This window comes from Jiangella alkaliphila (assembly GCF_900105925.1).
Classification (GTDB): Bacteria; Actinomycetota; Actinomycetes; order Jiangellales; family Jiangellaceae; genus Jiangella; species Jiangella alkaliphila.
In genome coordinates this window covers 3,241,264-3,263,561 of the sequence record NZ_LT629791.1, presented here as the reverse complement: position 1 = coordinate 3,263,561, position 22,298 = coordinate 3,241,264, and the positions used below count along the sequence as shown (strand labels likewise).

The 22,298-nt window shown below is 68.6% G+C and carries 13 protein-coding genes, 3 rRNA genes and 1 pseudogene; 11 read left to right on the top strand and 6 right to left on the bottom strand.

Features of this window, described 5'->3' with window-relative positions; translation table 11 throughout:
* The first annotated feature begins 35 nt into the window (after window positions 1–35).
* The 6 genes from BLV05_RS15050 (at window position 36) to BLV05_RS15025 (ending at window position 7,926) form a co-directional block, all read left to right on the top strand.
* Window positions 36–1,133 carry a PfkB family carbohydrate kinase gene (locus tag BLV05_RS15050; protein ID WP_231948823.1) on the top strand — a complete coding sequence of 366 codons (1,098 nt, stop codon included), beginning with the start codon at window positions 36–38 and terminating at the stop codon, window positions 1,131–1,133.
* 45 nt (window positions 1,134–1,178) lie between these two features.
* Window positions 1,179–2,540, top strand: coding sequence for an extracellular solute-binding protein (locus BLV05_RS15045; RefSeq protein ID WP_046769922.1), 1,362 nt, complete (start codon window positions 1,179–1,181; stop codon window positions 2,538–2,540).
* Window positions 2,540–3,430 carry a carbohydrate ABC transporter permease gene (locus BLV05_RS15040; RefSeq protein ID WP_172860651.1) on the top strand — a complete coding sequence of 297 codons (891 nt, stop codon included), beginning with the start codon at window positions 2,540–2,542 and terminating at the stop codon, window positions 3,428–3,430. Before BLV05_RS15045 ends, BLV05_RS15040 begins: the two co-directional genes overlap by 1 nt.
* Window positions 3,427–4,230 (top strand): carbohydrate ABC transporter permease, encoded by an 804-nt coding sequence (locus BLV05_RS15035; protein ID WP_046769923.1) that lies wholly within the window; start codon window positions 3,427–3,429, stop codon window positions 4,228–4,230. Before BLV05_RS15040 ends, BLV05_RS15035 begins: the two co-directional genes overlap by 4 nt.
* Before the next feature lie 38 nt (window positions 4,231–4,268).
* Window positions 4,269–6,974, top strand: a complete 2,706-nt coding sequence (locus BLV05_RS15030) for a sugar-binding protein (RefSeq protein WP_046769924.1) — start codon at window positions 4,269–4,271, stop codon at window positions 6,972–6,974.
* A 100-nt stretch (window positions 6,975–7,074) separates the two neighbouring features.
* Complete coding sequence (locus BLV05_RS15025; protein ID WP_046769925.1) at window positions 7,075–7,926, top strand: SDR family NAD(P)-dependent oxidoreductase; 852 nt, start codon at window positions 7,075–7,077, stop codon at window positions 7,924–7,926.
* A gap of 5 nt (window positions 7,927–7,931) precedes the next feature.
* Here the strand turns inward: BLV05_RS15025 and BLV05_RS15020 are convergent, their stop codons facing one another.
* Window positions 7,932–8,660 (bottom strand): TetR/AcrR family transcriptional regulator, encoded by a 729-nt coding sequence (locus BLV05_RS15020; RefSeq protein WP_046769926.1) that lies wholly within the window; start codon window positions 8,658–8,660, stop codon window positions 7,932–7,934.
* Window positions 8,661–8,757: 97 nt separating this feature from the next.
* Here BLV05_RS15020 and BLV05_RS15015 point away from each other — a divergent pair, with 97 nt between their 5' ends.
* Together BLV05_RS15015 and mptB are read left to right on the top strand one after the other, a co-directional pair.
* Window positions 8,758–9,753 (top strand): aldo/keto reductase, encoded by a 996-nt coding sequence (locus tag BLV05_RS15015; RefSeq protein ID WP_046769982.1) that lies wholly within the window; start codon window positions 8,758–8,760, stop codon window positions 9,751–9,753.
* A gap of 154 nt (window positions 9,754–9,907) precedes the next feature.
* Window positions 9,908–11,401: a polyprenol phosphomannose-dependent alpha 1,6 mannosyltransferase MptB gene (mptB, locus tag BLV05_RS15010; RefSeq protein WP_046769927.1), complete on the top strand. Its 1,494-nt coding sequence runs from the start codon at window positions 9,908–9,910 to the stop codon at window positions 11,399–11,401.
* Between the two features lie 3 nt (window positions 11,402–11,404).
* On the opposite strand, the gene BLV05_RS15005 is transcribed toward mptB, so the two are convergent.
* The gene (locus tag BLV05_RS15005; RefSeq protein WP_046769928.1) at window positions 11,405–12,961 is read right to left on the bottom strand and encodes a M28 family metallopeptidase; all 1,557 of its coding nucleotides are present in this window, start codon (window positions 12,959–12,961) and stop codon (window positions 11,405–11,407) included.
* A gap of 137 nt (window positions 12,962–13,098) precedes the next feature.
* On the opposite strand from BLV05_RS15005, the pseudogene BLV05_RS15000 reads away from it, so the two are divergent.
* Together BLV05_RS15000 and BLV05_RS14995 are read left to right on the top strand one after the other, a co-directional pair.
* Window positions 13,099–13,326: pseudogene (locus BLV05_RS15000) on the top strand (transketolase C-terminal domain-containing protein); the annotation flags it as partial.
* 30 nt (window positions 13,327–13,356) lie between these two features.
* On the top strand, window positions 13,357–14,274 hold the full coding sequence (locus BLV05_RS14995; protein WP_046769930.1) for an AEC family transporter: 918 nt from the start codon (window positions 13,357–13,359) through the stop codon (window positions 14,272–14,274).
* A gap of 15 nt (window positions 14,275–14,289) precedes the next feature.
* Here BLV05_RS14995 and BLV05_RS14990 read toward each other — a convergent pair whose 3' ends face one another.
* The 4 genes from BLV05_RS14990 to BLV05_RS14975 all read right to left on the bottom strand — a co-directional run bounded on the left by BLV05_RS14990 (window position 14,290) and on the right by BLV05_RS14975 (window position 20,965).
* A complete protein-coding gene (locus BLV05_RS14990; protein ID WP_052762656.1) occupies window positions 14,290–15,426 on the bottom strand; it encodes a Y-family DNA polymerase in 1,137 nt (378 codons plus the stop codon).
* A gap of 175 nt (window positions 15,427–15,601) precedes the next feature.
* A 5S ribosomal RNA gene (gene rrf / locus BLV05_RS14985) occupies window positions 15,602–15,718 on the bottom strand.
* Between the two features lie 193 nt (window positions 15,719–15,911).
* Window positions 15,912–19,022 (bottom strand): 23S ribosomal RNA (locus tag BLV05_RS14980).
* A 406-nt stretch (window positions 19,023–19,428) separates the two neighbouring features.
* Window positions 19,429–20,965: ribosomal RNA gene (locus BLV05_RS14975) — 16S ribosomal RNA — on the bottom strand.
* The 16S, 23S and 5S rRNA genes sit together here, the layout of an rRNA operon.
* 675 nt (window positions 20,966–21,640) lie before the next feature.
* On the opposite strand from BLV05_RS14975, the gene BLV05_RS14970 reads away from it, so the two are divergent.
* A complete protein-coding gene (locus BLV05_RS14970; RefSeq protein WP_046767291.1) occupies window positions 21,641–22,288 on the top strand; it encodes a DUF4389 domain-containing protein in 648 nt (215 codons plus the stop codon).
* Window positions 22,289–22,298: the final 10 nt, after the last annotated feature.

Genomic DNA, 22,298 nt, shown 5'->3' with positions numbered 1-22,298 from the left:
CAACCTGCGACACAGGGGACTGGGGAGGATTGGTCGTGTCGAACATCGCTCGTGACCCGTACCGCGCACCGTCGCGGCACGACCCGCTGGCCGGGCTGCGCCCAGGCGGCGGTCCCGAGCTCGACGTCTTCCTCACCGGCACCGTCTTCTTCGACATCATCTTCATCGGCATGGAGGGCCCGCCGAAGCAGGGCACCGAGGTGTGGGCCGACGGCATGGGCTCCAGCCCGGGCGGCGTCGCCAACCTCGCCGTCGCCGCCGCGCGCCTGGGGCTGCGCACCGGCCTGGCCGCCACGTTCGGCGAGGACCTCTACGGCGACTACTGCCGGCAGACGCTCGGCGTCCAGGAGGGCGTCGACCTCACCTACTCGCGCTACGTCACCGGCTGGCACTCGCCGGTCACGGTGTCGATGGTCTACCAGCGCGACCGCGCCATGGTCACTCACGGACACCGGCCCGAGGCGCTGGACCGGCTGGTCAGCCACCCGCCGCAGGCCCGGTCCTGCTTCGTCGACCTCGGCGGCGAGCGGCAGCCGTGGGTCGACTCCGTCACGGCGTCCGGCGGCCGGGTCTTCGCCGACCTCGGCTGGGACCCGGAGGACCGCTGGGACCTCGGCCGGCTGCGCGAGAGCCTGTCCGGCTGCTACGCCTTCTCCCCCAACGCCGTCGAGGCGATGAGCTACACCCGCACCGACAGCCCCATGGCCGCGGTGGAGAAGCTGGCTGAGCTGGTGCCGCTGGCGGTCGTCACCAACGGCGCCGACGGCGCGCTCGCGTTCGACAAGGACGCCGGCCGCCCGGTCAAGGCCGCGGCGGTCCCCGTCGAGGCGCTCGACCCCACCGGCGCCGGCGACGTGTTCGTGGCCGGCCTCATGGTCGGCACACTGGCCGGCTGGCCGCTGCTGCACAGCCTCCGGCTGGCCAACCTGGGCGCCGCGCTCTCGGTGCGGCACTTCGGCGGCGCGCTGGCCTCGCCCGGCTGGGGCGACATCGCGCTGTGGTACCGCGAGACGGGGTCGAAGGACCCCGCGCTCGCTGAGGACTACGAGTTCCTGAACACGATCGTCCCGGACGACGCCGTCCCGGAGGTGTCGCGCGCCATCGCGACGCTCGGCTTCCGGGCCGGTCGCTGACCGGGCACCTGGGCACACCGACATTTTCCGAAAGGGCCGACTCTCATGACGCTGTCGATCACGAGGACCAGCACCCGGCTGTGCGCGGCTGCCGCCGTGGCACTGCTGATCGGGGCCTGCGCGCCGGGCGACGACGGTGACGACGACGCGAGCAGCGCTCCCACCGCGGGCGACGTCGCCACCGACCCGTCCGAGCTGGGCGACATCACGCTGACGGTGTGGGACCAGGAGGTCCGCGAGGGGCAGACCGAGCAGATCGAGGCGCTCAACGCCGCGTTCCAGGACGCCTACCCGAACATCACCATCGAGCGGGTGTCGCGCTCCACCGACGACCTGCGCACGACGCTGCGCCTGGCGCTGTCCGGCGACGACGCACCCGACGTCGTCCAGGCCAACAACGGCCGCCCCGAGATGGGCCAGTACGTCGCGTCCGGCCTGCTCACACCGCTCGACGGCTACGCCGACGCGTACGGCTGGTTCGACCGCTTCCCCGAGTCGGTGCGCGCGCTGGCGTCGTACAGCGAGGACGGCGCCACCTACGGCGAGGGCGACCTCTACGGCCTGCCGCAGATGGGCGAGATCGTCGGCCTCTACTACAACAAGACCAAGCTCGACGCGCTGGGCCTGGAGCCGCCGACGACCACCGAGGACTTCGAAGCGGCCCTGCAGGCGGCGCAGGCGGCCGGCGAGGTGCCGATCCAGTTCGGCAACTCCGAGCCGTGGGCCGGCATCCACCAGTTCGGGTTCATCCAAAACCAGTTCTCCGACGCCGAGACCATCCGCAACCTCGGCTTCGGCCGGCCGGGCTCGTCCTGGACGTCCGACGACAACGTCGCGGCGGCCGACGCCACCGTCTCGTGGGTCGACAGCGGCTTCTTCGTCGACGGCTTCAACGGCGTCACCTACGACAGCGCCTGGCAGGCGTTCGCCCAGGGCACCGGCGTCTTCTTCACTGGTGGCACCTGGCTGATCGCCGACCTCACGTCGGCCATGGGCGACACCGTCGGCTTCGTGCTCCCGCCGGCCGGCGCCAGCGGCCAGCACCTCGTCACCGGCGGCATCAGCATCCCGTGGGCCATCCCGGCCAACAGCGACGCCCAGGAGGCCGCGGCCGCCTACATCGACTTCATCACCAGCTCCGACGCCATGACGGCCGTCACCGAGGCCGGCAACGTGCCGGTCATCGAGGCCGACCAGCAGACCACCACGGGCCTGCAGGCCGAGGTCTTCACGGCGTGGGCGCAGGCCGGCGAGGAGGACCTGCTGGTTCCGTACCTCGACTACGCGACCGAGACGTTCTACGACACCATCACCGTCGCCGTGCAGAACCTCATGGGCGGCCAGAGCGACCCGCAGCAGTTCCTCGACACGCTCGAGGCCGAGTACACCGCGGCAACTGGCAGCTGATGGCCCTTGCCGCAGGTAGGGGGCCCGGCGAACCGCGCCGGGTCGCCTACCTCTACATCCTGCCGGCGCTGCTGGTCTTCGGCCTGTTCGTCCTCGTCCCGCTGGCGCGGACGGCGCAGTTCTCGCTGTATGAGTGGAACGGCCTGGGCTCCAGCACGTGGGCGGGACTGTCGAACTACCGCGACGTCTTCAGCGAGCCGCAGCTGCGCGGGGCGTTCGGCCACGCGCTGGTGCTGATCGTGTTCTACGCGGTCGTCCCGGTCGTGCTGGGGCTGCTGCTGGCCGCCGCGATGAGCCGGGCCGTGCTGCGCGGCATGGGCTTCTTCCGCGTCGTGCTGTTCCTGCCGCAGGTCATCCCGATGGTCGTCGTGGCCATCGCGTGGCGGCAGATCTACGAACCGGACGGGCCGCTCAACGACGTGCTGCGGTTCGTCGGCCTGGACTCGCTGGCGCGGCCGTGGCTGGGCGACTACACCTGGGCGCTGCCGTCGGTCGGCATCGTGGGCACCTGGGTCGGCACCGGCCTGTGCCTGGTGCTGTTCCTGGCCGGCATGTCCCGCATCCCGCGCGAGCTGTACGAGGCGGCCAGGCTCGACGGCGCCGGACCGCTGCGGGAGTTCCGGGCCATCACGCTGCCGTCGCTGCGTGGTGAGCTGGCGGTCGCGCTCACGCTCACCGTCATCGCCGCGCTGAAGACGTTCGACCTCGTCTACGTCATGACCAGCGGCGGGCCGGGCACCGAGACGACGGTCCCGTCGTACCAGGTCTACAACAACGCGTTCCTGCTCGGCCGGGTCGGCATCGCGACGGCGCTGGCCGTCGTGCTGACGCTGATCGTGTTCGTGGCGACGGTGCTCATCAACCGGGTCGGCGAACGGGGGCAGCGATGATCTCGCGCGGCGAACGGCTGGCGAACTACGCGGTGCTGGCGCTGTTCGCGGTCATCGCGGTGTTCCCGGTGCTGCTGATCCTGCAGACCGCGCTGTCGAACGACCAGATCGGCGGCGGCGGCTCGTTCCACTTCGAGAACTTCGCCGACGCCTGGGACCAGGGCCACTTCGGCTCCTACCTGCGCACCAGCATCGTCGTGGCGATCTTAGTGGTGGGGCTGTCGACGCTGTTCTCGGTGCTGGCCGGCTACGCGTTCGGCACCATGCGCTTCCGCGGCTCCGAGGTGCTGTTCTACGTCATCCTGCTCGGCATCATGGTGCCGGCCGAGGCGCTGGTCATCGCGCTCTACTTCGACCTGCGCGAGCTGGGGCTGACGAACACGCTGCTGGCGATCGTCGCGCCGCAGGTGGCGCAGTCGACGGCGTTCGGCACGTTCTGGATGCGCGCCTACTTCCGCGGCAGCTCGCGCGAGGTGGTCGAGGCGGCCCGCATCGACGGCGCCGGGCACTGGGCCACGCTGTGGCGCATCCTCGTCCCGATGGGCCGGCCGGCGGTCACCACGATGATCGTGCTGATCTTCATGTGGACGTGGAACGAGTTCCTGATCCCGCTGATCATGGCCACCGACGAGGGTCTGCGCACCGCACCGCTGGGCCTGGCCTTCTTCCAGGGCCAGTACACGTCCGGAACGGCGCTGCTGGCCGCCGGCGCGACGCTCGTCGCGCTGCCGGTCGTCGTGCTCTACCTGTTCCTGCAGCGTCACTTCATCCGGGGAATGGTCGAGGGCGCCGTCAAGTAGCGCCCGAAGTGTCCGTCAACAACTCGAGAGGAGTCACCATGCGAGCAGCCAGATCCGCTGCTGCAGCCGCCACCGCAGCTCTCCTCGCGGCGACGCTCACGGCGACACAGCCCGTGGCCGCCGCACCTGCCGCATCGGGAGCATCCGCTCCCAGGTCCGATGCCGTCGACCTCGACGTCCTGTTCGTCGGGGCCCACCCCGACGACGAGGCCGGCGCGCTGGCCGCGTTCGGCCAGTGGAACGAGGCCGCCGACCTCACGGCCGGCGTCATCACCGTGACCCGCGGCGAGGGCGGCGGCAACGCCGTCGGCCTCGAGGAGGGTCCGGAGCTGGGCATGCTGCGCGAGGCAGAGGAGCGCAGCGCCGTCGCCAACGCCGGCATCGAGAACGTCTACAACCTCGACGAGCTGGACTTCTTCTACAACGCCAGCGCGCCGCTCACCGACCAGGTGTGGGGCGACGACGCTCTGGAACGAGTCGTGCGCGTCGTCCGGAGCACCCGGCCCGAGGTCATCGTCACGATGAACCCGTCGCCGACGCCCGGCAACCACGGCCACCACCAGCAGGCCGCACGGCTGGCCGTCGAGGCGTACGAGGCGGCCGCCGACCCCGAGGCGTTCCCGGAGCAGCTGTCCGAGGAGGGCCTGTCGACCTGGCGGGTCTCGCGCATCCTGCGCAGCGGCGCCACCGGCACCGGCGTCGGCGGCTCGGCCTGCGAGACCACGCCCTACACGCCCGCCGACCCGACCGACCGCGTGTTCGGCGCCTGGCAGGGCCGGACGTCGACGGAGACCGGCGAGCTGTGGGCGCTGCGCGAGCGCAAGGCGCAGTGGGAGTACGTCAGCCAGGGCTGGGCGGTGTTCCCGCCGCCGCCCACCGACCCGGAGCAGAACGGCTGCGACTGGTTCACGCTGATCGCCAGCCGCACGCCGTACCCGATGCCGGGGACCGGCCAGACCGCGGCGCTGCAGGGTGCGCTGCTGCCGATCGGCGGCGGGCTGCCGCTGGGCACCGAGGTGACCATCGACCCCGAGCCGTTCCTGGTGCTGCCGGGCGAGTCGTTCGAGGCCACGGTCACGGTCCTGGCGCCGGCCCGCAAGCCGCTGGTGTCGCCGACGCTGACGGTGACCGGCCCGGACGGCTGGACGGCCACGGTGCCGGCGGGCGCCCTCCCCCGCACGCTGCGACCCGGTCGCGAGGTGAGCGTCGACGTCGTCGTCACCGCCCCGGCCGGCGCCGCCGCGGGCCAGCGGGCCGCCCTGAAGGCCACCCTCGCCACCCGGACCGGCAGCGGCTCGAACGAGGCCGCCGTCGAGGTCACCACCGACGTCCGCGGCGAGCTGGCGCAGCGCCCGGAGGCCGAGGTGTTCGCCGCCTGGACCGGCGACGTCGACCTGCCGAAGCTGGAGAGCCTGATCGCGCCGATCGCCTCGGTCGGCGTCGGCCGCACCCAGCCGGTGTCGGTCGAGGTCAGCAACGACGGCGCCGCCGCGGCGTCCGGGTCGGTCGCGCTCGACCTCGCCGACGGGTTCACCGCGTCGCCGGCGTCGGCTCCGTTCGACGGACTCGCGCCCGGCGCCACGACCACCGTCACGTTCGACGTCACCAACACCGACACCGCGCTGCCGACGTCCAACCGCGCGCCGAACGGCGGCTACCCGTTCCAGATCGTCACCGACTACGGGTCCGGCACGGACACCCAGAACGCGGTGCTCGAGCTGGTGCCGTCGACGCAGATCCCGCAGGTCTCGGCCGAGCCGGTGCTCGACGGCGTCGCGAGCGAGGGCGAGTACCCGGGCGAGGTCATCGACTCGTCGACCATGTGGGAGGGCCAGGCGGTCCCGCCCGCGGACGCGTCGTCGACCACGCGGCTGGCCTTCACCGACGACGCGCTGTACGTGCTCGTCGAGGTCACCGACGACACGCTCGGCACGGTGCTGCCGCTGGAGGACTGCAAGCGGCACTGGCGCACCGACTCCGTCGAGATCACCGTCGACCCGCGCGGCACGTCGTCGAACACCTCGACGACGTTCAAGACCGGCATCTTCCCCACGACGGTGGAGGGCGAGCCGTGCTTCCAGCGCGACGCCGACAACCACCAGGGACCGGGGGCCGAAACGGCGCCCGGCATGGAGGTCGCGTCGGTCGTCAATGAGCCGTACGACGGCTACACCGTCGAGGCGAAGATCCCGTTCGACGTCCTGCCCGACGCCGTCGACCCGGCGCGGATGGGCCTGAACGTGCTGGTCTACGACTCGGACACGCAGGACAAGACCGGCCAGACGCGGATCGGCTGGTCCACCTTCAACGGTGTGCAGGCCGACCCGTTCCGGTGGTCGCTCGCGACGCTGCCGGGGCTGGCCGCCGCGCCGTCCGACCCGGTCGCGCCTACCATGCCCGACACCGCAGCCCTGAGCGTCGACTCGCCGCAGAGCATCGCGCAGTCGGCCGCCGACGGCGTCGGTCTCGGCGGCGGGCCCGAACTGCCGGCCCGCACGGCGTCGATCACGTCGGCGCGGGAGACCGGCGGCGAGGTGGAGGTGCGGCTGCGGACCCGCGAGTCCGGCCGGGCGAACGTCTTCCTCTGGGACGGCGAGAGCGTGGCGGGCTCGGTGTCGGTCGACGTCGGCTCCGGCCGGACGACGGTCGACGTGCCGGTGACCGGCGGGTCTGACGACCTCACGGCGCTGGTCGCGTTCATCACCGACGACGGCACGCTGGCCCTGGCCGAGCCGGTCGACTGAGAAGACGTCCCGCTCCACCGGTGCTGGTCGCCCGGTGGAGCGGGACTCTCAGCTCAGCTCCGTTTGACACTCAGTCTCATTCGAGACTTAGACTCACACCATGAGTCTCCCCCGCTCCCGCTCCGTCGTCGTCACCGGCGCGTCGACGGGCATCGGCCGCGCGACGGTCGCCGCGCTGGTCGCCAAGGGCATGCACGTGTGGCCGACGGTGCGCCGCGAGGCCGACGCCGACGGGCTGCGCGACGAGTTCGGCGCCGCCGTCACGCCGCTGCTGGCCGACCTCACCGACGACGCCGCGGTGGCCGCCGCCGGCAAGAAGGTCTGCGCGGCCGGCCCGCTGCACGGCCTGGTCAACAACGCCGGCGCCGCGCTGACCGGCCCGCTGGAGCACCTGCCGCTGGACGTGCTCCGCCGCCAGTTGGACATCAACCTGGTCGGCCAGCTCGCGGTGACGCAGGCGATGCTGCCCGCGCTGCGGGTGGCGCGCGGGCGCGGTGAACGGGCCCGCATCGTCATGATCGGCTCCGTCGGCGGGCGCATCGCCAGCCCGATGATCGGCCCGTACCACGCCGCCAAGTTCGGGCTGGCCGGGCTGTCCGGCAGCCTGCGGGCCGAGCTGGCGCCGTGGGGCATCGGCGTCGTGCTGCTCGAGCCGGGCAGCATCGCCACCCCGATCTGGGACCGCGCGCTGCGCAGCGCCGACGAGGTCTTCGCCGCGATGCCGCCGGAGGCGCAGCGGTACGAGAAGCAGGTGCGGGCCGCCCGGGCCGACGCCGAACGGACCGCCGCCCGCGGCATCCCGCCGGCCCGCGTGGCCGAGGTCGTCGTGCGGTCCCTGACCCGCCGCAACCCCGCGCCCAGGCGGATGATCGGCCGCGACGCCCAGCTCGTCGGCGTACTCACCCGGCTGCTGCCGCACCGGGCGATCTTCCGCCTCACGGCCGCCCGCTGAGGTGATCAGCGCCCGTCGGCGAGGCGGTCCAGCCACTGCTCCAGCAGCGCCCGCTCGGCCGCGGTGAGCGGGCCGTCGTCGTCGGCCCGCAGCGTCTCCCGCAGCGTCTCGCGCAGTGCGACCGCCCGGCCGGCCAGCGGCGGCAGGCCCTCGCCGGGCGAGGACGGCGCGGCGTCGGTGACCAGCGTGCGCAGCACGGCGTCGCGGGCGAGGTCGGCCACCGACCGGTCGCGCTCGGCCTCGGGGGTGGCGATCAGCGTCAGCACGATGCCGACCCCGGTGGCATGGGCGAACTGCGCGGCGCGCTCGACGCTCATGGTGAGCCGCCCGGCGGCGGCGACCCGGCCGATCAGCCGGCGCAGGATGCCCGCCGCCTCACGCCCGGCGGCCGACGCGCCGGCGGGCCGGCCGTTGCCGTACATCAGGACGTAGAACGCGGGCCGGGTCAGCCCGAACTCGATGTGGTGGTCCCAGCCGCGGCGCAGGTCGGCGACCGGGTCGTCGGTCTCGCCCTGCTCGCGCTTGTCGCGCAGGTACTGCTCGAAGCCGTAGCCCGCGACGGCGTCGAGCAGCCCATCCATGTCGCCGAACAGCCGGTAGAGCGTGGGCGCCTGTACGCCCGCCGCGGCGCTGACGGCGCGCGTCGACACCGCCTCGCGGCCGCCGCGTTCCAGCAGCTCCGCGGCCGCGCGCACGATGCGCCCCCGCGTGTCCGTGCTCTCCGCCGTCGTCATGGAATCAACGATAACGAATCGGCGTTAGCATTGCTACCAGATCACTGCTAACGTCGAAGTGTTAGCAGCGGAAGCATGCATGACGAAGGAGCTCTCCATGCGCACCACCACCCTCGGCAGCACCGGACCCGCCGTCTCCGCCCTCGGCCTGGGCCTGATGGGGATGTCCGACCTCTACGGCCCGGCCGACCGCGACGAGTCGGTCGCCACCATCCACGCCGCCCTCGACGCCGGCGTCACACTCCTCGACACCGGCGACTTCTACGGCATGGGCGACAACGAACTGCTGCTGCGCGACGCCCTGCGCGGCCGCGACCGCGACGACGTCGTCATCAGTGTGAAGTTCGGCGGCCTGCGCGGCCCGGACGGCGCGTGGCTCGGCTTCGACGCCAGCCCCGCGGCCGTCAAGACGTTCGCCGCCTACAGCCTGCGCCGGCTGGGCACCGACCACATCGACGTCTACCGGCCCTCGCGGCTGGACCCGGCCGTGCCGATCGAGGAGACGGTCGGCGTGATCGCCGACCTCGTCGAGGCCGGCTACGTGCGGCACATCGGGCTGTCCGAGGTCGGCGCCGACACGCTGCGCCGGGCCGCCGCCGTCCACCCGATCACCGACCTGCAGATCGAGTACTCGCTGCTCTCCCGCGGCGTCGAGGAGCGCATCCTGCCGGTCGCGCGCGAGCTCGGCATCGGCGTGACGGCGTACGGCGTGCTCTCGCGCGGGCTGCTCAGCGGGCACTGGCGCCCCGACCGCGAGCTGCCGGCCGGCGACTTCCGCACCACCAGCCCGCGGTTCCAGGACGGCAACCTGCAGCGCAACCTCGAGCTGGTCGAGGCGCTGCGTGGCGTCGCCGAGCAGAAGGGCGCGACGGTCGCGCAGGTGGCCATCGCCTGGGTCGCCGCCCAGGGCACGGACGTCGTGCCGGTGGTGGGCGCGCGCACCCGCGAGCGGCTGGCCGAGTCGCTCGGCGCCACCGATCTGACGCTCGACGCCGACGACCTCGCGCGGATCGAGCGGTCGGTCCCGGCCGGCGCGGCCGCGGGCAACCGGTACGCCGACTACGCCTACGCCCACCTCGACAGCGAGCGCTGAGACCGGGCCGACGCCGCCCCATTTCGGGCGTTTCGGGCGGGGCGGCGGGACCATTCACCCGGCCGCCCCGCACCGTTCATCGATCCGCCGTCCGCTCCACGCCGTGGTCTGGCTTCGTGTCGGTTGACGTCCAGGATCGAGCGGCAGGAGCCCGATGTCCCTCACGTCAGCCGCCGTCGCGCTGCGCGACTCGCCGCGCGCCACCCTCGTCGCCGGCACGGTCGCGTCGGCGACGATCGCGGTCGCCGTCACCAGGGCCGGCCCGATCCCGGGCGTCGTCCTGCCCGACGGGCCGCTGGGACTGTGGCGCGCCGCCGACGAGGGCCGGCCGGCGTGGAGCGTGCTGGCGGCCGTCGGGATCACCGGGCTGTCGCTGGTCTTCGTCCGGCTGTACCTGCTGGCCCGCGACCACGTCGTCGACGTCCGGTACGTCGCCCGGACGGCGGTCGTGTGGACGGCGCCGATGCTGCTGGCCCAGCCGATCCTCAGCCTGGACGCGTATTCGTACGTCGCACAGGGCCAGTTGCTGGTCATGGGCATCGACCCGTACGTGACCGGCCCGATCGTGTTCGGCGCCGGCCCGCTGCTGGACCCGGTCGCGCCGGTCTGGCGGATGACGCCGGCGCCGTACGGGCCGCTGTCGCTGAGCCTGCTGGGCTGGTCCGCCGACGTCACCGACGCCGACCACGTGCCGTTCGTGTTCATCCTGCGGGTGCTGGCGATCGCCGCGGTGGTGGTCGCGACGGTGGCCGCGGCGCGGCTGGCCCGGCCGGACGCGCGGGCCGCCGCCGTCGCGCTGGTCGCCGCGAACCCGATCGTCGTGCTGCACCTGATCGGCGGCGTGCACCTGGACGTGCTGGTCGGCGCGCTGGCGCCGGTCGTGCTGCTGGCCGTGCGCAAGCGCTGGTGGTGGCTCGCGGCGCTGCTGGCCGCGGCGGCGTTCGCGATCAAGCTGCCCGGCCTGATCCTGGTCGGCTACGTGCTGTGGGCCCGGTTCCGGCTGGCGGAGCGGCGCTGGGCCGGGACGGCGCAGGTGCTGGCGGTGACGGCGGCGGCGACGCTGGCCGCGGCAGCCACCGTGCCGGACGGCTGGGGCTGGATCGCCACGCTGGACACCCCGGGCCACGTGGAGCAGCTCTACAACGTCCCGGCCGCGGCCGCCGGAGTCGGCTACGCGCTCGTCGGGCTGACGGTGGGCGGGGTGGACTTCGCGGAGCTGCTGAACGTCACCCAGGTGCTCTGCGCCGCCGCCGGCGCCGCGATGATCGGCTGGCTGATCGTCCGCGGCGGCGACCCGTCGGCGCCGGTGCGCCGGACCGGCGCGCTGGTCGGCAGCGCGATGGTGGTGCTGGCGCTGGCCGCTCCGGTGATCCACGCCTGGTACCTGGCGTGGGCGCTGGCGCTGCTGGCGGCCTGCGCCGGCGTCGTCGGGCACCGCTGGCTGATCGGCCTCAGCGTCGCGCTGTGCTTCACCGCGCTGCCCGACCCGCTGACCCGCTGGCACCACGGGCTGCTGCCGCTGACGCTGCTGTTCCTGGTGGTCGCACTGGCACTGACGTTCTGGTGGCTGGCCGACGCGCGCACCCCGGCGACGCCGCGCGCCGGCACCCGCCCGGCGAGCGAGCGGGTGCCGGCGCGGCCGGTCTGACGGTCAGCGACGCGGCTTGACGCCGTTGACGGTCGAGGTGTCGTAGGCGAAGGTCAGCACGACCGAGCCGATCACGTCGGCGTTGATGTCCAGCGCCTCCGTGTTGACGTTGCCGACGAGGTCGTACTCCGCCCGCAGCGCGTCGTAGATCGCGTCGTCCTGGCCGTCGCCGGTGAGGTTGTCGCAGAACCCGTGGTAGCAGGGGTCGTACGGCACGTTGGCCAGGCCGCCGTACATCGCCACCTGCTCCTCCGTCTTCGCGATCTCGGCGCCGGTGAACAAGCCGCCCGCCGGGATGTCCGCGGCGATGAACGCGCCGTAGTCGGACCGCCCGGAGAACTCGCTGTCGTTGAACGGCTGGTTGCGGCGGGTGTAGATCCGCTCGAACACGTCCTCGATCTGGGCCGAGCCCTCCGGGATGAAGTCGGGCGGGGCGGTGCCGCCGGAGTTGTCGCCGTCGTAGATGCCGAACATGTAGTTGGGCGAGGCGACCATGTCGAAGTTCAGGTAGAGCGCGATCTTGTCCCGCTCCGCCTGCGGCAGGTCCGGCACGTAGAAGTTCGAGCCGAGCAGGCCGGACTCCTCCGCGCCCCACCAGGCGAAGCGCACCTGGTTCTTCAGGTTCTGCCGGTTGATCTGGATCGCGGTCTCCAGCAGCGCCGCGCTGCCGCTGCCGTTGTCGTTGATGCCCGCGCCGTCGTGGACGCTGTCCAGGTGTGCGCCGGCCATGACGACGTTGTCCGGGTTGCCCTTGCGCGTCTCGGCCAGGACGTTCCACGTCGTGCGGGTGTCGGCGGTGAAGTCGACCTCGACCCGGACGCTGGCGCCCGGCGTGTTCGCCAGGTTCACGCCGACGGAGAACTGCGAGAAGACCGCCGGGATGGTGAGGCCGGTGGCGTCGCCGATCATGCCGACGAGGCCGGTGTCGCGGCCGGGCTGGCCCTCGTTCATGACGACCACGCCGGCCGCGCCGGCCGCCTGGGCGTTCAGGACCTTGACGTTGAAGCCGCAGGTGCCGCGCTGGACCAGCGCGATGCTGCCCGCCGCCATGCCGGTGAAGTCGGCCGCCTCGCAGCCACTGGTCGACGTGTTCGCCGGCAGGCCGGGGGTGTCGAGCCGGACGTCGGCGGGGAACAGCGGCCCGGTCGCCTCGCCGATCGGGGTACCGGTGTCGAACTGGTTGCGGATGAACTCGCTGCCCTCCTCGAACGTGTGCGGCTCGGGCGAGAGGCGCTCGAGCTCGGACCGCTCGTCGAAGTACTCGAACTCGAACGCCTGGACCTCGGGCGTGTACCCGGCGGCCTCGAGCTGCTCGACGATGTAGTCCCTCGACGCCTCGAAGCCCGAGTGGCCGGATGCTCGGTTACCGCCGTGCTCGTCGCTGATCTCCTGCAACGCCTCGATGTGGCCCATGACGGCCTCGAGCGTGATGAGCTTGTTCATCTGCCGGATCGTGACGGTGTCGTTCGCCGCCTCGGCGGGGACGGTGAGCAAACACGTCGCGGCGAGTACGCCAGCGCTGGCGACGGCGGCCGTACGCCTGGTCGGTCGTCTCGTCATCGGGCAACCTCCGTTAGCTCAGGTCCAGGACCTACTACGCGAGTTAGGAGGCACACTCTAGACGGCGCGGCGTCCGGTCAGAAAGATCTCGACGGTGTCGACTTAGTGACGGTTCGCGCGGTTCAGCCGCGGCGCAGCTCGACGCCGTGAGCGTGCGCTGCACCGTCATCGACGCGCGTACGCTGGTGCCGTTCGACGACGAGACCGTCCTGGCGAGCCTGCGCGAGACGTCCAGGCTGGTGGTCGTCGCCGAGGGCCCGGCCACCGGCTCGTGGGGATCAGCGTTGATCGCCCGGGTGGCGCAGCACGGTTTCGAACTGCTCGACGACATCGTCGCGGAAGTGCGCTCGGCCGTCGCCTACTGACGGTCGTCCGGAGGGAGTGACGCGAACCCGATGACCAGCGTCGTCACCGGATTCGCCGTCATCGTCTCGATCATCGCCATCGGCTACCTCCTGGGCCGGACGGAGCTGCTCGGCCCGGCCGGCCCCATGGTGCTGACGCGGCTGGCGTTCTGGGTGGCCAGCCCGGCGCTGATGTTCCACACCGTCGCCGAGGCCGACCTCGGCGTGATCGTCGCCCAGCCGCTGATCGCGACCGGCGGCAGCGTCGTCGTCGTGATGGCGGCCTTCGCGCTGATCGGCTGGTGGCGGCGGTGGGACGTCTCGTACACCGCGCTGGGCGTGTTGTGCTCGGGTCTGGTGAACGCGGGCAACCTCGGCATCCCGATCGCCGCCTACGTCCTCGGCGACGCGTCGCTGGTGGCGCCGATCCTGCTGATGCAGAGCATCGTCATCGTCCCGGTGGCGCTGACGGTCCTGGACCTCGCCGGCCGCGCCGCGTCGATGCCGGTGTGGCGACGGTTCCTCACGCCGCTGCAGAGCCCGATCACGGTCGCCTCGCTGGCCGGTGTCGTCGTGGCCGCGACCGGCGTCACCGTGCCCGAACCCTTGATGGAGCCGTTCGTGCTGGTCGGCGCGATCTCGATCCCGTCGGTGCTGATGGTGTTCGGCATCTCGCTGCGCGGCAGCAGCCTGCCGGGACGGGGTCCGGACGGCGGGCCGATGGCGCTGGCGGTCGGTCTGAAGACGCTGGTGCATCCGGCGGTGGCGTACGGGCTCGGCCTGGCGCTGGACCTGTCGTCGGCCGAGCTCCTCGCGGTGGTCGTGCTGTCCGCGTTGCCGACGGCGCAGAACGCGCTGACGTTCGCGCTGCGGTACGGGCATGCGCAGGTGCTGGTGCGGGAGGCGATCCTGGTGACGACCGTGTTGTCGTTGCCGGTGCTGGTGGTCGTGGCGGCGCTGCTCAAGTAGCGGGCTCGTGCCGGACTACGCGACGCCCATGTCGAGCGTCAGCTGCACGGCGGCGTCGGCTGGGTGCAGGCCGGTCACCGTGATGCCGGCCTTCTCGACGCGCACGCCGTCGGCCGGCAGCAGCGCGTGGACCGCCGCCGCCAGCCTGCCGGCGTCGGCGGTGGGCTCGGCCAGCCGGGTGCGGTCGCGGTGCTCGAGCCGGTTCGCGTACTTCAACCCGACGGTGACGATGGTGCAGGTGAACCCGCCGTCGCGCAGCCGGCCGGCCAGCTCGGCCGTCAGTCCCTCGACGTCGATGCCGGCGCCGCGCGGTACGACCCGCTGGACGCTGTAGGAGCGGCGGGGTCGTTCCGGCCGCACGGTGGCGTCGTCGTTGCCGTTGGCGATGGCGGCGAGCCGGCGCGCCATCAGCGTGCCGGCGATGTCGCGCAGATGCTCGGGATGCACCACGGCGAGGTCGCCGACGGTGCGGATGTTGTGCTGCCGCAGCCGTTCGCGGGTCACCTCACCCACGCCCCACAGCTCTTCGATCGTCAGGGCGGGGCGGAGGTAGCGTTCCTCGGCCGGCTGGATGACGCGCAGGCCGCGGGGCCTCACGGACCGCGACGCGAGCTTCGCCATCAGCTTCGTCCGCCCGGCACCGACCGTCACCGGCAGCCCGGTCTCCTGCCAGACCGACCGCTGCACGACCGCGGCCAGTTGGTCGATCGTCGCCCACGGGGTGGCCCGGGTGTCGAGGAATGCCTCCTCCATCGAGCCGGCCTCGACGCTGGCGGCGAACCGGCCGAACACGGCGAACAACGCGGCGCTGGCCGCGGTGTAGGCGTCGGACCGCAACGGGACGACGCGCAGCCGCGGGCACACGGCGACCGCTTCGGCCACGGACATGCCGGCGTGGACGCCCCAGTCGCGCGCCTCGTAGCTCGCGCACGCGATGACGACCTCGCCGGCGGCCATCGGGATGCCGCGCAGGGCCGGATCGTCTCGCTGCTCGACGGCCGCGAAGAACGCGTCGACGTCGACGTGCAGCAGCGGTCCGCCCGGGAGCGCCCGGACGAACTGATCTCCCTCGCTCGGCAGCGCGACGAGGGCCTCAGGCTCGGCATCGATGACTCCAAGCCTAGGCGGAGGGTCTGACGACGTCGCACCCACGGACCGTTGTCCAGACGTGGCGAAGGGCTGCCCACGACGGGGTAGCCCTTCATTGGGTGAACTCTCCGCAACCCGCGCCGGGTTCCCAGCGAACGGGCCGAGTTCGCGGCGCCTGAGGGGTGCAGACGTGCGTGAGGCCCCAACCGTTGATGGGTTGGGGCCTCACTGGGTGTGTGTCCGGCGGTGTCCTACTCTCCCACCCCCGCTAGAGGGCAGTACCATCGGCGCTGGTGGGCTTAGCTTCCGGGTTCGGAATGGGTCCGGGCGTTTCCCCGCCGCTATGACCGCCGGCACGTCTATGGAGTTGTGTCACCGGCCCCGCACCATCCACCCCTTTGGTCCACGTGTGTGGAGTGTGGGGGTGTGTGCTGGGGTTGGTGCCCGTTCGTTGGTCGGGAACCGTATAGTGGACGCGTTTTGGTGTTCTTCATCTGTTACCGCAGCCCCGACACGCCTGTGAGGGGGTGTTGGGATGTTTGGTGTGTGTGGTCAAGTCCTCGGCCTATTAGTACCGGTCAGCTTCACCCATTGCTGGGCTTCCACGTCCGGCCTATCAACCCAGTCGTCTAGCTGGGGGCCTTACCACCTCGCGGTGTGGGAGACCTCATCTTGAAGCAGGCTTCCCGCTTAGATGCTTTCAGCGGTTATCCCTTCCGAACGTAGCCAACCAGCGGTGCTCCTGGCGGAACAACTGGCACACCAGAGGTTCGTCCGTCCCGGTCCTCTCGTACTAGGGACAGCCCTTCTCAAGTCTCCTGCGCCCGCAGCGGATAGGGACCGAACTGTCTCACGACGTTCTAAACCCAGCTCGCGTACCGCTTTAATGGGCGAACAGCCCAACCCTTGGGACCTGCTACGGCCCCAGGATGCGACGAGCCGACATCGAGGTGCCAAACCATGCCGTCGATATGGACTCTTGGGCAGGATCAGCCTGTTATCCCCGGGGTACCTTTTATCCGTTGAGCGACAGCGCTTCCACAAGCCACTGCCGGATCACTAGTCCCTGCTTTCGCACCTGCTCGACCTGTCGGTCTCACAGTCAAGCTCCCTTGTGCACTTGCACTCGACACCTGATTGCCAACCAGGCTGAGGGAACCTTTGGGCGCCTCCGTTACCTTTTAGGAGGCAACCGCCCCAGTTAAACTACCCACCAGGCACTGTCCCTGATCCGGATCACGGACCGAGGTTAGATATCCAGTACGACCAGAGTGGTATTTCAACGTTGACTCCACCGACACTGGCGTGCCGGCTTCACAGTCTCCCACCTATCCTACACAAGCCGAACCGAACACCAATACCAAGCTATAGTAAAGGTCCCGGGGTCTTTCCGTCCTGCTGCGGGTAACGAGCATCTTTACTCGTAGTGCAATTTCGCCGAGTCCGTGGTTGAGACAGTGGGAAAGTCGTTACGCCATTCGTGCAGGTCGGAACTTACCCGACAAGGAATTTCGCTACCTTAGGATGGTTATAGTTACCACCGCCGTTTACTGGCGCTTAAGTTCTGAGCTTCGCCGTGAGGCTAACTCGTCCCCTTAACGTTCCAGCACCGGGCAGGCGTCAGTCCATATACATCGTCTTGCGACTTCGCATGGACCTGTGTTTTTAATAAACAGTCGCTTTCCCCTGGTCTCTGCGGCCTTCAACGCTCCCGGAGCAAGTCCGTTCACGTATCGGGCCCCCCTTCTCCCGAAGTTACGGGGGCATTTTGCCGAGTTCCTTAACCACGGTTCACTCGATCGCCTTGGTATTCTCTACCTGACCACCTGTGTCGGTTTGGGGTACGGGCGGCTATGGAACTCGCTAGAGGCTTTTCTCGACAGCATAGGATCACCCACTTCGCCGCAATCGGCTCGGCATCCAGCCTCGGGCGCTACTGTGGCGGATTTACCTACCACGGCCCTGCACTGTTACCCCGGGACTACCATCGCCCGGGATGGGCTACCTTCCTGCGTCACCCCATCGCTTGCCTACTACCGGTTCGGATCCCACGCTCCCCCACCAGCCACCCCGAAGGGTGAAGAGGTAGGTTCGGGTGGTTAGCATCACCGGGCTCGGCATGGTCGCGCCACAACCGGTACGGGAATATCAACCCGTTGTCCATCGACTACGCCTGTCGGCCTCGCCTTAGGTCCCGACTTACCCAGGGCGGATTAGCCTGGCCCTGGAACCCTTGGTCATTCGGCGGACGGGTTTCTCACCCGTCTTTCGCTACTCATGCCTGCATTCTCACTCGTGTAGCGTCCACGACTGGGTCACCCCGCCGCTTCAACCGCCACACGACGCTCCCCTACCCAACCACACACCTGAACCACGAAGGCTTAGTTGATTGTGTGATTGTCACAGCTTCGGCGGTGTGCTTGAGCCCCGCTACATTGTCGGCGCAGAATCACTTGACCAGTGAGCTATTACGCACTCTTTCAAGGGTGGCTGCTTCTAAGCCAACCTCCTGGTTGTCTTCGCAACTCCACATCCTTTTCCACTTAGCACACGCTTAGGGGCCTTAGCTGGTGATCTGGGCTGTTTCCCTCTCGACTACGAACCTTATCGCCCGCAGTCTCACTGCCGCGCTCTCACTTACCGGCATTCGGAGTTTGGCTGACGTCAGTAACCTTGTAGGGCCCATCTGCCATCCAGTGCTCTACCTCCGGCAAGAAACACGCGACGCTGCACCTAAATGCATTTCGGGGAGAACCAGCTATCACGGAGTTTGATTGGCCTTTCACCCCTACCCACAGGTCATCCGCCCACTTTTCAACGTAGGTCGGTTCGGGCCTCCACGAAGTCTTACCTCCGCTTCACCCTGCCCATGGGTAGATCACTCCGCTTCGGGTCTAGAGCATGCGACTAAAAACGCCCTATTCGGACTCGCTTTCGCTACGGCTCCCCCACACGGGTTAACCTCGCCACATACCACTAACTCGCAGGCTCATTCTTCAAAAGGCACGCCATCACAACCCCCGAAAGGACCGCTCTGACGGCTTGTAGGCACATGGTTTCAGGTACTATTTCACTCCCCTCCCGGGGTACTTTTCACCATTCCCTCACGGTACTTGTCCGCTATCGGTCACCAGGGAGTATTTAGGCTTAACGGGTGGTCCCGCCAGATTCACACGGGATTTCTCGGGCCCCGTGCTACTCGGGTATCACGTCACTGGAGTCGCCTGTTTACGTCTACGGGGGTAACACCCTCTACGCCGGACCTCTCAAGTCCTTCGACTTCGCAGGCGATTGATCACTCCAGACCACACTCGGCAGAATGCAGTCGACATAACCCCACAACCCCGCACACGCAACGCCTGCCGGCTATCACACGCGCACGGTTTAGCCTCATCCGCTTTCGCTCGCCACTACTCACGGAATCACATGTTGTTTTCTCTTCCTGTGGGTACTGAGATGTTTCACTTCCCCACGTTCCCTCCGACCACCCTATGTGTTCAGGTGACGGTGACGGCACATGACTGCCGCCGGGTTTCCCCATTCGGACACCCCCGGGTCGTAGCTCGGTTGCCAGCTCGCCAGGGATTATCGCAGGCTCCCACGTCCTTCATCGGCTCCTGGTGCCAAGGCATCCACCATGTGCCCTTACTAACTTGACCACAAAGATGAAGATGCTCGCGTCCACTATACAGTTCTCAAACAACGACCAGACACCAACCACAAACCCCAACTCACGCCAACACGAAGTGGCGCAGTATCAGGTACGGCCGGCCCTGAAAGGAAACCCGGACACCAGAACACCCCACCAAAGCAGGAAACCCTCACGAAGAGAAGCCTCGAACTCTATGGGGTGTGCGTGGCCCGATTCCTCAGGACCCAACAGTGTGCCTAAATTCTCACCCACCCCAACTCCACCAACCGCTAAGGGCTGCACGAGTTCACGTGGACTGCGTTTGGTTGATGTTCCACCCATGAGCAAAACCACCCACCGGACATACGCCGGTAGCGTGGTCAACCACCATCACCAGCCTTCAGGGCCGAGACAGTGTGCTGAATGCTCCTTAGAAAGGAGGTGATCCAGCCGCACCTTCCGGTACGGCTACCTTGTTACGACTTCGTCCTAATCGCCAGTCCCACCTTCGACCACTCCCTCCCACAAGGGGTTAGGCCATGGGCTTCGGGTGTTACCGACTTTCATGACGTGACGGGCGGTGTGTACAAGGCCCGGGAACGTATTCACCGCAGCGTTGCTGATCTGCGATTACTAGCGACTCCAACTTCACGGGGTCGAGTTGCAGACCCCGATCCGAACTGAGACCGGCTTTTTGGGATTCGCTCCACCTCACGGTATCGCAGCCCTTTGTACCGGCCATTGTAGCATGCGTGAAGCCCTGGACATAAGGGGCATGATGACTTGACGTCATCCCCACCTTCCTCCGAGTTGACCCCGGCAGTCTCCCATGAGTCCCCACCATTACGTGCTGGCAACATGGGACGAGGGTTGCGCTCGTTGCGGGACTTAACCCAACATCTCACGACACGAGCTGACGACAGCCATGCACCACCTGTACACGACCCTAAAAGGACCCGACATCTCTGCCGGATTTCCGTGTATGTCAAACCCAGGTAAGGTTCTTCGCGTTGCATCGAATTAATCCGCATGCTCCGCCGCTTGTGCGGGCCCCCGTCAATTCCTTTGAGTTTTAGCCTTGCGGCCGTACTCCCCAGGCGGGGCGCTTAATGCGTTAGCTACGGCACGGATCCCGTGGAAGGGAACCCACACCTAGCGCCCAACGTTTACGGCGTGGACTACCAGGGTATCTAATCCTGTTCGCTCCCCACGCTTTCGCTCCTCAGCGTCAGTACCGGCCCAGAGACCCGCCTTCGCCACCGGTGTTCCTCCTGATATCTGCGCATTCCACCGCTACACCAGGAATTCCAGTCTCCCCTGCCGGACTCTAGCCTGCCCGTATCCACTGCAGACCCGGGGTTAAGCCCCGGGCTTTCACAGCAGACGCAACAAACCGCCTACGAGCCCTTTACGCCCAATAATTCCGGACAACGCTCGCACCCTACGTATTACCGCGGCTGCTGGCACGTAGTTAGCCGGTGCTTCTTCTGCGCCTACCGTCACCCCAAGAGGCTTCGTCAGCGCTGAAAGAGGTTTACAACCCGAAGGCCGTCATCCCTCACGCGGCGTTGCTGCGTCAGGCTTTCGCCCATTGCGCAATATTCCCCACTGCTGCCTCCCGTAGGAGTCTGGGCCGTGTCTCAGTCCCAGTGTGGCCGGTCGCCCTCTCAGGCCGGCTACCCGTCATCGCCTTGGTAGGCCACTACCCCACCAACAAGCTGATAGGCCGCGAGTCCATCTCCAGCCGCCAACTACAATGTAATCGGCTTTCCACACACGCACCATGCGGTGGCGCGTCATATCCGGTATTAGACCCAGTTTCCCAGGCTTATCCCAGAGCTGAAGGCAGGTTACCCACGTGTTACTCACCCGTTCGCCGCTCGAGTACCCCGAAGGGCCTTTCCGCTCGACTTGCATGTGTTAAGCACGCCGCCAGCGTTCGTCCTGAGCCAGGATCAAACTCTCCATCAATGAATATGCGATCACCCGAAGGTGGATCAACCATCATCAGAAGAAACTCAACCCCAGCAACACAACAACCCCCGGTAAGAAGCTGTCGCGTCACCAAAGGAACCCCAAACCAACCCCCCAAAGAGGATCAGCCCGAGGACACAAACAATTGGCATCAACCAAACATCATCAGGCACACTGTTGAGTTCTCAAAAATCGGACGCACCCACTCGATTTCCTCTCGGAAATCTCAGTGAGACGCTGGTGTTACTTTAGGTTTTCCCGGTCTTCCGAGTCAAATTCGCGTCTTTCTCGAATTCGACTGGCTGTCGATCGAACGATCCTCGCCCGGGCAACCCTGCTAGCCTACCCCACCGCACTCTGCGGATCAAGCCATCAGGCTGATCTCGTGTCGCTCGGCTGGGAGGCCAGCACCCCATGCTCCTGACACCGGCAACGGACACAAGTCCACCGCGGTAGGCCGTTCGTACGGGGTGACTCCGCGAGTCCGGACCGCCTTGCGGCGTCCCGCGCTCTCACGAGCCGACGGGAAACCTACAAAGATCGGCGGGCCTGAGTCAAGTCGGACCCGCGCATCTGGTTCCCCCGTAACCGCCCACAACCCGCCGCGACGGGAGTAGACCTGGTCAGAGCCCTGATCAACGGGCTCATGTTGCCGACCCAGGACGGTGTGTCATGCAGGAGTACCAGCCGTACGAGCCACCTTCGTATCCCGTCACGTTCTCCGTCGACTACCCGGACCGGCCGTTGAACCGCGTCACGACGTTCTTCCGCCTGTTCGTCGCGATCCCGATCCTCATCGTGCTGGGCAGCGTGGCGGGCGGCACCTGGCAGTGGAGCTACGAACAGGGCGAGGCGGCGGCCGCGGGCGCCGGCGGGCTGCTGTTCTTCGGCCCGCTGCTGTTGATCCTCTTCCGGCAGAAGTACCCGCGCTGGTGGTTCGACTGGAACCTCGAGCTGCAGCGGTTCGCCAACCGGGTCGCGTGCTACCTCGCGCTGATGGACGACCACTACCCGTCCACCGACGAGCAGCAGTCGGTCCGCCTGGACTATCGCTACCCGGACGTGCCCACCGAGCTCAACCGGTGGCTGCCGCTGGTGAAGTGGCTGCTGGCCATTCCGCACTACATCGTGCTGTTCTTCCTCCACATCGGCCTGATCGTCGCGGTGGTCATCGCCTGGTTCGCGGTGCTGTTCACCGGGCGCTACCCGCGCGGGCTGTTCGACTTCGTCGAAGGCGTCATCCGCTGGCAGAACCGGGTCGCCGGGTACGCCTTCACCCTCGTCACCGACACCTACCCGCCGTTTCGGCTGAGCGCCTGACCGGCCGCTT